The following is a 12,918-nucleotide window of genomic DNA, read 5'->3' on the forward strand; positions in this document are numbered from 1 at the left end:
TACCTTTTACTATTAGAATTTAAAGTTCTTTAACTTAATAGGAATACTTGTTAAGTATATTAAATAGTAATTTTCTATCTATTGGTTTAGACAAGTATTCACTAAACCCATCCTCTAAAGCCTTTTTTTTATCTGATTCCATCGCAAAAGCTGAAATAGCTATTATAGGCAATGAATGACTTTTTCTTCTTATTTCTTTCATAGCTTGATTTCCATCCATAACAGGCATTTGAATATCCATTAATACTATATCTATTTCAGGATGTTTTTCAAACAATTTAACGGCTTGTTTCCCGTTACTTGCCTCAATAATTTCAAAATTTGTTTTTGAGAATAGTTCATTTAAGTACATCATATTATAATCTTCATCTTCAGCAACTAAAATTGTTATTTGTTTATGTTCTACTTGAGCTTCTCCTCTTTCTTCTTTAATAAAAGCAGTAAGTATTGGCTTATTTTTGTTTTCCTTAATATAAGGAATTGTAAAATTCATTGTAGTTCCATTATCCCCAGTTGTAAACCAAATTTTTCCGTTAAATAATTCCACAAAATTTTTAGAAATTGCCAAACCAAGTCCGGTTCCTGATTTAAGTTTATTTATTTTACGTTTACCCTGAGAAAATCTATCAAAAATATTATTTTTAAACTCCTTATCAACACCTACTCCAGTATCTTTTACATAAAATTGCAAATTATTGTCAACTAATTGATAGCCAAACTCAATGCTTCCTTCTGTTGTAAATTTAAATGCGTTTGATAATAAGTTTCTTAATATTTGATTAAGTTTTGTTTTATCAATATCAATTATACTTTTATTATTTTCTAATCCTTTTTTATAAAATAATTTTAAATTATTTTCTTTCGCTATGGGTTGATAAAAAGCATATAAATCATCTAATTGTTTGTTAATATTAACACTTTCATAATTAAGTTGTATAGCTCCTGCCTCAATTTTTGAAATATCCAATATGTCATTCACAATTGCTAAAAGTTGTTTACTACTTTTAATTACAACATTGGCAAACTCTTGTCTTTTGCTCTCTGATAAATTTGGTTTTAATAAAAATTCAGAAAAACCAATTATTCCATTCATTGGTGTTCTAATCTCATGGCTCATATTAGCTAAAAATGCTGATTTAAGTTTATCTGACTCTTCGGCTTTAGCCAAAGCTTTTTTTAATTTTTTTTCAGCTTCTTTTTGAATGGTAATATCTTCCCTGATTGATAAAAAATTTATTATTTTACCTTCATCATTTTTTATAGGAGTTATAGTTGCTTGCTCCCAAAACAAATCACCATTTTTTGCTTTATTTTGAAATTCCCCTTTCCATATTTTTCCAGATTTTATTGTTTTCCAAAGTTCACTATAGAATTCTTTTGGGTGTTTTCCAGACTTTAAAATTCTAGGAAATTTTCCAATAACTTCTTTAGCTGTATAACCTAACACTTCTGTAAATCTGGGATTTACATATTCTATTTTACCATTTACATCTGTAATTATAATTGTATTTGCACTTTGTTCAACTACTGTTGAAAGTTTTTTATTTTCAGCATCCTTTTGTTTTCGCTCAGTTATATCTCTATTTATTCCTCTAAATCCTTTAAATACTCCTTCTTTATCTAATATCGGAATAGCACTGCTTTCAAGGTGCCTACAACTACCATCTTTATGAATCCATCTTAGTTCTAAATTTTTCCAACCTTCCTTTTGTTTTACTTTTTTCAAAAAAATATTTAGAATTCTATTTCTGTCAACTTTCTGAATTAATGAAAAATTATTTTTTCCTATTATATCAACATTCGAGTATCCCAAAATTTGCTCTACAACTGAATTACTATAGGTAATTATGCCTTTTTTGTCTAATTCCCAAATCCATTCTGAAGTGTTTTCTACAATTGCTCTATATTTTTCTTCACTTTCTGCAATTACTTCTTTAGATTTTTTTAATTCTGCTGTTTGTAAATCAATCTTTATTCTCTGTCGTATGTTTGATATTCCCATTGATAAATCTTGTGCAGATCGTAAAAGAATTTTTATTTCTTCTTCATCAAAAGCATTATCTTGATCTGAATAGATATTAATAGCCCCAATAACTGTATTATTAATAATTAAAGGTAAAGCTATTGAAGATTTAAACCCATTATTAATTGCTGCAGTTTTCCAAGGTTTAAATTTAGGGTTATTAATAATATCCTGCATTACAAAATACTTTCCAGTTTTTATAGCTTGTCCAGTTGGTCCTCCACTATACTTATCATCTCCCCAACTTATTTTGATATTATTTAGGTAGCCATTTTCAAAACCTGAGGATGCTACTGGAGATATTGTTTTGTTGTCCATAGCAAAACCAATCCATGCAAGTTTATATTTACCCTTTTGAACTATGATTTTACATATATCCTGAAACAGGTGTTTTTCGTTATCAACTCTAATAAGAAGTTGACCAAACAATCGTTGTAAATCTAGAGCATGTTCAAGCCTCTGTCTCTTTTTAAAATTTAATATCTCTTCTTTAAGCTTTAAATTTTCTTTTACTATATCCTTCATACACCTTATTTACTCCTCTTAAATATCAGGAAAAACCAATAAATACTATTTTATTTCGGCCCTCTAAAGCATCAAAAATATCATGTATAACTATATTGTTTGTAACATTTGTAACACTCAACAATAAATTTCCCTTAATCATCACTTAGAGATTGTACATAAATACGATAAACTTATGATATTATTATAAAAATAAAAGCATAAAAAAAGCTTCCATTTCTGGAAGCTTAAACTTTGGTGGGCAATGAGGGATTCGAACCCCCGACCCCCTCGGTGTAAACGAGGTGCTCTGAACCAACTGAGCTAATTGCCCTTAGCGGATGCAAATATATAACTTGCAAAGTTATTACACAAAGCTTTTTAAAAAAAAAATGAAATTATTTTACTATTAAAAAAAGATACTGAATTAAAACATTCAAAATCTTTAAATTAAGTAATTTATTTGAATTTAATAGGTAATCAAACAATTTCAGCTACTACAAAGGTGCTACCTCCAACAAAAATAACATCATTTTTATTTGCGTTATCTTTAGCAGCCTTCAAAGCTTCGTTAGCTGAAGTATAGCTATTTCCAAATAAATGATAAGGTTTACATTGTTGTTGCAATTTAGTTTCATCTAAACCTCTAGGTATATTTGGTTTACAAAAATAATAAATAGCATTTTTTGGAAACAATGGTAAAATTGATTCTAAGTCTTTATCATTAACAACCCCAAAAACAATATGTAAAGTATGGAAATTTTCTTCAGATAATTGTTTCATAACATATTGTAAACCTTCTTTATTATGCCCTGTATCGCAAATAATTTTTGGAGATTTATTAAGAATTTGCCATCGCCCCAATAATCCAGTATTTGGTACCACATTTAACAACCCCTCCTTAATGTTTTCATCAGAAATTATAAAATTATTATCTTTTAAAATAGTTATAGTTTGAAGTGCTGTTTTTAAATTTTGATTTTGGTAATTCCCCTTTAAATCGGTTTTTAAATTGATTTTTAGCTGAGATGCTAAATGCAGTTCTGTTTTATTTTCTTTTGCTGTTTTTTTAAAAACAGTCATAACTTCTTTTTGGTTTTCGCCAATAACTACCGGAATTTCAGGTTTAATAATCCCTGCTTTTTCAAAGGCAATTTCAGGTAAAGTTTCGCCTAAAAATTGTGTATGATCTAAACCTATATTGGTAATTACAGAAACTACTGGAGTTATTATATTGGTTGAATCTAACCTTCCTCCTAAACCAACTTCAACAACTGCAATATCAACATTATGTTTAGCAAAAGAATTAAATGCCAAACCCACAGTCATTTCAAAAAAGGAAAGCTTGTGGTTTTCAAAAAACGATTTATTGTTCTTAACAAAATTAATAACTTCCATTTTTTTAATTGGCTGTCCATTAATTTTAATTCGCTCTCTAAAATCTTTTAAATGGGGAGAAGTGTATAAACCTACTTTATAACCTGCCTCTTGTAAAACCGAAGCAATCATATGACTTGTAGACCCTTTTCCATTTGTTCCTGCTACATGAATACTTTTGAACTTTTTTTCAGGATTATTTAGCTGATTGGATAGTAAAATACTATTGGTTAAATCTTTTTTAAAGGCAGTTTTTCCTTGTCTTTGGTACATTGGAAGACAAGAAAACATCCAATCTAAAGTATTTTTGTAATTCATTAATTTTATTGTGCTAGCTTAAACCTGTATTTTATATATCCAGTTTGTTGAGAAGGAGCTTTTGCATCTGGTTGCCATTTTGTTTTTAATGCTGCAGCTTTTGCTTGTGACACTAAACAATCTGCTGTATTTGTTGAACCTTTAATTCCAGCAACTGCTTTTATAACATTTCCGTGAACGTCCACTTTAATTTCTACAACCACCAAACCTTCTTCGTTACAAATATACTTAGGTTTTGGTTTATTTGTTGGTTTTCTATTCCCTAAAAAATAATCTCCATTACCTCCAGATCCTCCATTACCATAATATCCGTTTACATTTGGGTTTCCAGTTATTTTACCTTTATCTCCCGATTGATTATCGTCACCTTCACCTGATGTTGATTTTCCTTCCGCATTATTAATACCTCCTATTAAAGCATCTAATTTTTGCTTTTTAGCTTCTTCTTCCGCTTTTTGTTTAGCAATAGCTTCTTGTCGATCTCTTTCTTTTTTTGCAATAGCTTCTGCTTTCTTTTTAGCTTCTTGTTGCTTTTTTATTGCAATAGCATCTTCTGTGTTTTGTGTAATTACTTTTTCGGTTGCAACTACTTTTTGTTCTGTTGCTTTTTGTTCGCTTTTAACTTCTTCTTGAGGAATGCTTTTTTTAACAACAGGTTTTGCAGCTTGCTTTGGTTGGAAATTACCTTTACCAACATTTGATGTTCCAAAATTTAAAGCAATCCCAAATTCTTCTGGTGGATCTAAATAACTTAGCCCGACATAAAACATAGCAAAAAGGATTGTAATCATTATAAAAGTTGTAATGATTGCCGATTTTCTCTTTTCTTTTGTGTTTAAAAGATTTGACATATTTATTTTGGCCTAACTGCTAAAATTACTTTAAACCTATTTCTATTTGCAATATCCATTACTTTCACAGCTTTTTCAATAGGAACACCTTCTGCTGCTCTTAGCACAATAGTTGGACTCTCTTTTTTTGATAATACAGCAAGTAATTTATTTTCCAATTGATTTTCACTCACCTTTTTAGTGTCAATATAAAAAGTCAAATTTTTAGTTATGCTTACAGATACCGATTTTCTATTTTCCGTTTTACCATTTGCTTTTGGCAATAAAATATCAAGTGCACTAGTGGTAACTAATGTAGAAGTTATCATAAAAAAGATAAGTAACAAAAAAACAATATCTGTCATTGAAGACATATTGAAATTTGGATTTACTTTATTTCTTCCTTTAATTTTCATATTAAACAGGTTCGTTTAGTAAATCTAAAAATTCTACCGATTTTGCTTCCATTTCATACATCACTTTATCCGTTTTTACCACTAAATGATTGTATTGAATATAGGAAATAATACCCACAATTAATCCCGCAACTGTAGTTGTCATTGCTGTATAAAGCCCGTCTGAAAGCATTTTAATATCTAATTGACCACCTGCATTTGCAATTTGATGTATAGCAACAATCATCCCAATTACTGTTCCTAAAAACCCTAACATTGGTGCTGCTCCAGCAATAGTTGCTAAAACACTTACATTTTTCTCTAATCTATAAATTTCTAAACGACCAGCATTTTCAATTGCAGTATTAATATCTTCTAAGGGTTTGCCTATTCTTGAAATTCCTTTTTCTACTAGCCTTGCAGCGGGAGAATTAACTTGTGCGCATAATACTTTTGCAGATTCAATTTTACCATGAGAAACGTGATCTCTAATTTTATTCATAAAATCGCTATCCGTTTTAGTAGCTGCTTTAATTGTAAAAAATCGTTCAAAATATATATATAGCGCAACAATTAATAACAATAATAATATTGCAATAATAATTTGCCCACCAATTCCGCCATCCATTATAAGTTTATATATGGATAGTGTTTTTTCTTGTGATTGGGAGTTTTCTAATAAATTTTTAGCAGCTTCAACTTTCTGTTGTATTGCAACAAGCATATTTTTCCTTTTTAAGTTAACTTAATAAGAAACGTATTTTTTAAAGTTAAATTGTAGTTTGCTTTTATTAAAATTTTAAAGATTCCATAAAAAGTAATAGCAAATACCCTAGTCCATAGCCAATAACTGCTAACCACGATATTTTTTTCATATACCAAATAAAATCTATTTTTTCCATTCCCATAGCTGCAACACCAGCTGCAGAACCAATAATAAGCATACTTCCTCCTGTACCTGCTGCATATGCAATTAAATGCCAAATACTTGCATCTATTGGTGCATTATACATACCCATAGATGCCGCTACTAAAGGAACGTTATCTATAATTGCAGATAAAACACCTAATAATGATATTACAATACTTTGATTTGGAATTGCACTATTTAAAACTTCAGCTAAATAACGTAATGAACCCATAGCTTCACCATTAATAGAACCATAAACAATAGATTCTAAAGCGGATACAGCCATTAAAATTCCTAAGAAAAATAAGATACTGGACATTTCAATTCGTGATAATGCCTTATGTGCGGAATATAAATGTTTTTTCTCTTCCGAGAAATCCTCTTCAGGATGTATAAATTCAGACACTAACCAAACTACACCTAATCCTAACATCATTCCTAAATATGGAGGTAAATGAGTTACTGTTTTAAATACTGGAACAAACAATATCATTCCTAATCCTAAAAATAACATTGTTCTACTACTTAACAATTTCTCAGAATCTAATTCTTCTTTACTTGTTTCTTCTATTTCAATATTTCCTTTAAAAACTGGTAAGAAAAATGATGCTAATAACACTGGAACCACTAAATTAACTAATGATGGTAAAAATAATCGTTCTACTAAATGAGCTGCTGAAGTACGTTTACCAATCCATAACATGGTTGTAGTTACATCACCAATTGGCGACCAAGCTCCTCCTGCATTTGCAGCAATAACAATTAAACCTGCAAACCAAATTCTCTCATTTCTATTTTTAACTAATTTTCTTAATAAGGTAATTAAAACAATAGTTGCTGTTAAGTTATCAATTACTGCAGATAAAAAGAAAGCTAAAATAGATATAATCCATAAAAGTCTAGTTTTAGATTTCGTTTTAACCCAACCTTTTAAAATTTCAAAACCACGATGCAAATCAATGATTTCAACAATAGTCATTGCTCCTATTAAAAATATTAATATTTCAGCTGTTTTTCCTAAATGATGTAATAGTAAGTTTGTGAAACTTTCTTCCGTTTTATCACTAATAACGCCATTTAAAACACTTAATGTGTGTTCATGAGCATCAATTAACGTAAACCAACCTTGATGAAATCCAATAGCTAGTAAAGCCCACATTAATGCGGCCATTAATAATGCTGGAACTGTTTTATCTAATTTAAGAGGATGTTCTAATGTAATTGTTAAATAACCTAGAACAAAAAGAATAATAATTATTGCGGTCATGTGCTGTTTTTAAAATTTGTTAAATATATAAAAATACTAGTAATTAAAAATGGATTGTAAATCTCTTTTTTTTGAATAGTTTATAATTTATAATAAATCAATTTCATAATCCTTTTTAAAAAGATTCCTTAATTTTGTAACCTAAAATTTAATTAAAATGGAATTAGCCAAAACCCAAAATACACCTATAGATTTTAAAACTGTAAAATCAAAAATTGAAAAATCTGGCATTAAAAATATTGGAACTGCTTCTATTAGAGAATTAGTAAGTTTAGTTAACGAAATTCAAAAAGCAACTGGAGAAAAATTTATACGAATGGAAATGGGTGTTCCTGGTTTAACACCACCTGAAATTGGAATGAACGCTGAAATAAAAGCTTTAAAAGCTGGTGTTGCAGCACAATACCCTATGATTGATGGAGTTTCACATTTAAAAGATGAAATTACTTTATTTGTTAAAAACTTTTTAAACATTAATGTTGACAGAAAAGGTTGTATTCCTACAGTTGGCTCTATGCAAGGCGCTTTTGCAACTTTTTTAATGGCAAACAAATTAGATTCAAAAAAAGATACCGTATTATTTATTGATCCTGGTTTTCCTGTTCAAAAACAACAATTAAAAATATTAAATCAAAAATACGAAACCTTTGATGTTTATAATTATAGAGGAAAAGCCCTAGAAGAAAAGCTTATTTCATATTTAGAAAAAGGAAATATAAATTCCATTATATATTCTAATCCAAATAATCCTTCATGGATTTGTTTTAGCGAAAAAGAATTAGAAATTATTGGAAAGCTTGCCACAAAATACGATGCAATTGTTGTAGAAGATTTAGCTTATTTTGCTATGGATTTTCGAAAAGATTATTCCAAACCGGGTCAAGCTCCTTACCAACCAACCGTTGCTAATTACACCGATAACTGGATTTTATTAATCTCTAGTTCAAAATCATTTTCAAATGCTGGTCAACGAATTGGAATGATGGTTATTAGCAATGTTCTTTTTAACAGAAAATACAATGCTTTAAATGAGGAATTAGGAAATCCATTATTTGGTTACAATTTAATTTATAAAGTTTTATACTCGCTATCTTCAGGAGTTACACATTCTGCACAATATGGTTTAGCAGCAATGTTAAAAGCTGCCAATTCAGGCGAATTTGATTTTGTTGAACTAATTAAAGAATATGGCAGAAGAGCTAAAATCATGAAAAAATTATTTTTAGATAATGGTTTTACTATTGTCTATGATAAAGATGAAGATAAAATACTTGCTGATGGCTTTTACTTTACCTTTTCTTATAAAAACATGAGTGGATCCGAATTATTAGAACGTCTTTTATACTATGGAATTTCAGCAATTTCATTAGAAATAACAGGCAGCTATCATATTGAAGGACTTAGAGCTTGTGTTTCACAAACAAAACCAACTCAGTTTAAAAATTTAGAATATAGATTACAACAATTTAATAAAGATTTCTCTTAATAATTATAACTTAAATAACATCCATAATAAATCTTAAAAACAAATAGTTTTTAATTAAAATAGCGCTTTTATTATATTAAATAATTCACAATAAAATAGCTGTAAAAAACTTATATTTGTTGAAAAATAAACAAACACACAAAACTATTATAAATTATGGATTTTAATTTAACAGAAGAACAAATAATGATACGTGATGCGGCTCGTGATTTTGCACAAGCTGAATTACTTTCTGGGGTTACAGAGCGTGATGAAAAAGAAATTTTTCCTGCCGAACAAGTAAAAAAAATGGGAGAATTAGGTTTTTTAGGGATGATGGTTGATCCTAAGTATGGAGGAAGTGGTTTAGATACAGTTTCATATGTATTAGCTATGGAAGAAATTTCTAAAATTGATGCATCTGCATCTGTTGTTATGTCTGTAAATAACTCTTTAGTTTGCTGGGGATTAGAAACTTACGGAACTGAAGAACAAAAACAAAAATATTTGGTACCACTTGCTAAAGGCGAAATAATTGGAGCTTTTTGTTTAAGTGAGCCTGAAGCTGGCTCCGATGCAACTTCACAACATACTACAGCTATTGATAAAGGAGATTACTATTTATTAAACGGTACTAAAAACTGGATTACTAACGGAAATAGTGCTAGTGTTTATTTGGTAATTGCTCAAACCCATAAAGAAAAAGGCCATCACGGAATTAATGCTTTTATTGTTGAAAAAGGAATGGAAGGTTTTTCTATTGGGCCAAAAGAAAATAAAATGGGAATTAGAGGTTCCGATACACATTCATTAATGTTTACTGATGTAAAAGTTCCAAAAGAAAACAGAATTGGTGAAGATGGTTTTGGGTTTAAATTTGCTATGAGAACTTTAGCTGGAGGAAGAATAGGAATTGCTTCTCAAGCATTAGGTATTGCAGCAGGTGCTTACGAATTAGCTCTTCAATATTCAAAAGAACGAAAAGCCTTTGGAAAACCAATTAGCGAACATCAAGCGATTGCTTTTAAATTAGCAGATATGGCTACTGAAATTGAAGCTGCCAGAATGTTATGTATAAAAGCTGCTTGGGATAAAGATAATCATAATAATTACGACCTATCTGGGGCAATGGCAAAACTATATGCAGCAGAAACAGCTATGAAAGTAACTACCGAAGCGGTTCAAATACATGGAGGAAATGGTTACGTAAAAGAATATCATGTAGAACGTTTAATGCGAGAAGCAAAAATTACTCAGATTTACGAAGGTACGTCTGAAATTCAAAAAATTGTAATTTCAAGAAGTGTTTTAAGAGATTAGATTTCTATTTTTAATATTCTCAAAGAACATTAACAAATTAATTTTGGCGCACTAGTAATAAAAAATTGTTAGTGCGCCTTTTTTATTTGAAAAAACAAAAGACATTACTTCAGCCTCTCACAAATCACACTTTTTTTATAACATAAGTTACTATTCCCCATATTATTAATTCATTATCTTTAGTAACTTTAATTGATTTATACTTTTCATTTTCAGGCATTAAATACACGCAATCCTTTTCAACTTTAAGCCTTTTAATAGTAAACTCTCCATCAATCATGCAAACAGCAACTTTTCCATTTCTGGCTTCAATACTTCTATCAATAACTAATAAATCGCCATCTTCAATATTTGCATCTATCATAGAATTTCCTCTTACTCGTGCATAAAAAGTTGCTTCTTCATTTTTTATTAATTCTTTATCTAAGCTTATCCGGACCTCTTTAAAATCTTCGGCAGGAGAAGGAAATCCTGCTGAAATATCTTCATATACAACAGGCCTTTTTACTAATTCAGATTTATTAGGAGTGTAAATAGTAATATTTTTTTTATTCTTTAATGGCATTTTATTTCTATTATTTCATCAATAGCTGTAGTATATCTTGGAGATAAATGTTCTTGTTTCATTTTCCAAGTTTTTTTTAAATCTTGATTAGCAATCTTAACTTTAGGCTTTCTAAATTTTAAATTAAGTGTATCAATAACTTTCATTAACGTCTTATGTTTTGGATTTTCATCATTAAATAAAGAAAACTGATGTTCTTTTTCAGAATTAATACCCATAACAATAACTCCTGCTTTTTTATAATTATAACCTTTTTTGTATAACTGCTCAACACCTTTAATTGCGTAATTACAAATAGTTATACTTGAGTTTGTAAAAAATGGTAAATGCACAACAATTCCAATATTTCGTTTTGTTTTAGCATATGTGCTAGTTTTTAAAAAAACGTATAAAGAACTACATTCGGAATATTGATTTCTTAATTTTTCAGCACAAGTATTAGCAAATGTTGCTATACGTTCTTTTATTGGTTCAAACTCTTTTAATGCATATTCAAAAGTTCTGGTAGTAGCAATGCTCCTTTTGCTTTTTATTTCATCAAGTTTAATAATAGGTGTTCCTAATAAATCCTTTTTTAATCGTAATCCAACTACTGAAAAATTCTTTCTTACATATTCATCTGATAACATTGTAAAATTATATGCTGTATTTATATTTCGAAATTTTAATTGTTTTGAAATACGTCTTCCAATTCCCCAAACGTTTTCAACTTTTGTCCATTTTAACGCTTTAATTTGCTGTTCTTCATTTGAAATTACATACACTCCTTTTGTTTTTTTAAAATATCTTTTAGCTATTTTATTAGCCACTTTAGACAATGATTTTGTAGGAGCAACTCCAATACTTACAGGTATTCCAACCCACTTTTCAATAATTTCTTTAATGTTTAAAACATAAGCTTCTAAATTTTCTATTTCAATTTCATCTAATTTAAAAAAAGCTTCGTCTATAGAGTATACTTCAATATTTGAAACAAATTTTCCCAAAATATTAATAACTCGTGTACTCATATCTCCATATAAAGAATAATTTGAAGAAAATACTTGAATATTATGCTTTTTAAAAACATCTGTATATTTAAAAGCTTCAGCACCCATTGGCACAAATTCTTTTGCTCCACTACTTCGTGCAATTACACAACCATCATTATTAGATAATACCACAATTGGCTTTCCTTTTAAATGAGGGTTAAAAGCGCATTGACAAGATGCATAAAAACTATTACAATCTAAAATCGCATACATGTTTTAAAGTTACGGCATTTATTAACAATTATAAATAGAAACAAAAAATCTACATAATATTATGTAGATTTTTTTATTTATGCACTTTCTTTTTTATACACGATATATATCTGGTTTCCAGATTTTAATTTCCTTTTTTATTTCTTTTTCTGAAAGATTTTCTTTTTCCGCCCTTTCAACTAAAGCAACAAACTCATCGTCTGAAGCAAAACGCAAGCCAACTAATTGTCTAGTAGTAATCTTGTTACTTATTGGCTTTCCTGTAAGAATAAAATACCTTAACTTTTCTTCAGCTCTAATAGATCTATCTTGAGCCTTTAATGCAAAAGCTCTTAAAAAATAAAACATAAATAGCAAAATAAAAGACACCAATACTAATAATGAAGCTGAATATAAATTATCTTCAGATGATTTCATTAATCCTCTTATTGACCCAACTATAAGTAGTAAAATGGCTAAAAAGGTTACTAAATGATAACCTAATACCCATTTAGAATGATTTTCAAAAGTTTGTTGTTTCATAATATTAATTTAAAAAATTGATATTGGTAAATATACGAATTATAAAAAACGAAAAAAACCTTCAACAAAAGAGTTGAAGGTTTTCAAAAGAAAGGCGGTGACATACTCTCCCACCAATGGCAGTACCATCTGCGCTGATAGGCTTAACTTCTCTGTTCGGTATGGGAAGAGGTGAGCC

At 29.0% G+C, this 12,918-nt stretch carries 11 protein-coding genes, 1 tRNA gene and 1 rRNA gene; 2 read left to right on the top strand and 11 right to left on the bottom strand.

Annotation, left to right across the window (positions count from 1 at the left end; all coding sequences use genetic code 11):
• Positions 1 to 34: 34 nt before the first annotated feature.
• From R3342_RS12885 to nhaD, 7 genes are all read right to left on the bottom strand, one after another.
• A complete protein-coding gene (locus tag R3342_RS12885; RefSeq protein WP_318940769.1) occupies positions 35 to 2,548 on the bottom strand; it encodes a PAS domain S-box protein in 2,514 nt (837 codons plus the stop codon).
• A 235-nt stretch (positions 2,549 to 2,783) separates the two neighbouring features.
• Positions 2,784 to 2,861, bottom strand: a tRNA-Val gene (locus R3342_RS12890).
• A 146-nt stretch (positions 2,862 to 3,007) separates the two neighbouring features.
• Complete coding sequence (locus tag R3342_RS12895; protein WP_318940770.1) at positions 3,008 to 4,222, bottom strand: folylpolyglutamate synthase/dihydrofolate synthase family protein; 1,215 nt, start codon at positions 4,220 to 4,222, stop codon at positions 3,008 to 3,010.
• Positions 4,223 to 4,227: 5 nt separating this feature from the next.
• Complete coding sequence (locus R3342_RS12900) at positions 4,228 to 5,073, bottom strand: energy transducer TonB (protein WP_318940771.1); 846 nt, start codon at positions 5,071 to 5,073, stop codon at positions 4,228 to 4,230.
• 2 nt (positions 5,074 to 5,075) lie between these two features.
• Positions 5,076 to 5,468: a biopolymer transporter ExbD gene (locus R3342_RS12905; protein ID WP_318940772.1), complete on the bottom strand. Its 393-nt coding sequence runs from the start codon at positions 5,466 to 5,468 to the stop codon at positions 5,076 to 5,078.
• A gap of 1 nt (position 5,469) precedes the next feature.
• Complete coding sequence (locus tag R3342_RS12910) at positions 5,470 to 6,171, bottom strand: MotA/TolQ/ExbB proton channel family protein (RefSeq protein WP_318940773.1); 702 nt, start codon at positions 6,169 to 6,171, stop codon at positions 5,470 to 5,472.
• A 67-nt stretch (positions 6,172 to 6,238) separates the two neighbouring features.
• Complete coding sequence (gene nhaD / locus R3342_RS12915) at positions 6,239 to 7,624, bottom strand: sodium:proton antiporter NhaD (RefSeq protein ID WP_318940774.1); 1,386 nt, start codon at positions 7,622 to 7,624, stop codon at positions 6,239 to 6,241.
• 157 nt (positions 7,625 to 7,781) lie between these two features.
• Here nhaD and R3342_RS12920 point away from each other — a divergent pair, with 157 nt between their 5' ends.
• Together R3342_RS12920 and R3342_RS12925 are read left to right on the top strand one after the other, a co-directional pair.
• Complete coding sequence (locus tag R3342_RS12920; RefSeq protein WP_318940775.1) at positions 7,782 to 9,110, top strand: pyridoxal phosphate-dependent aminotransferase; 1,329 nt, start codon at positions 7,782 to 7,784, stop codon at positions 9,108 to 9,110.
• A gap of 156 nt (positions 9,111 to 9,266) precedes the next feature.
• On the top strand, positions 9,267 to 10,409 hold the full coding sequence (locus R3342_RS12925) for an acyl-CoA dehydrogenase (RefSeq protein WP_318940776.1): 1,143 nt from the start codon (positions 9,267 to 9,269) through the stop codon (positions 10,407 to 10,409).
• Positions 10,410 to 10,533: 124 nt separating this feature from the next.
• Here the strand turns inward: R3342_RS12925 and R3342_RS12930 are convergent, their stop codons facing one another.
• The 4 genes from R3342_RS12930 to rrf all read right to left on the bottom strand — a co-directional run.
• Positions 10,534 to 10,974, bottom strand: a complete 441-nt coding sequence (locus R3342_RS12930; RefSeq protein WP_318940777.1) for a translesion error-prone DNA polymerase V autoproteolytic subunit — start codon at positions 10,972 to 10,974, stop codon at positions 10,534 to 10,536.
• On the bottom strand, positions 10,965 to 12,218 hold the full coding sequence (locus R3342_RS12935) for a Y-family DNA polymerase (RefSeq protein WP_318940778.1): 1,254 nt from the start codon (positions 12,216 to 12,218) through the stop codon (positions 10,965 to 10,967). The genes R3342_RS12930 and R3342_RS12935 overlap by 10 nt, the downstream gene beginning before the upstream one ends.
• 93 nt (positions 12,219 to 12,311) lie before the next feature.
• On the bottom strand, positions 12,312 to 12,740 hold the full coding sequence (locus R3342_RS12940; protein WP_318940779.1) for a DUF6526 family protein: 429 nt from the start codon (positions 12,738 to 12,740) through the stop codon (positions 12,312 to 12,314).
• An 89-nt stretch (positions 12,741 to 12,829) separates the two neighbouring features.
• Positions 12,830 to 12,918, bottom strand: a 5S ribosomal RNA gene (rrf, locus tag R3342_RS12945); the annotation flags it as partial.

The organism is Lutibacter sp., from assembly GCF_033723435.1.
Lineage (GTDB): Bacteria > Bacteroidota > Bacteroidia > Flavobacteriales > Flavobacteriaceae > Lutibacter.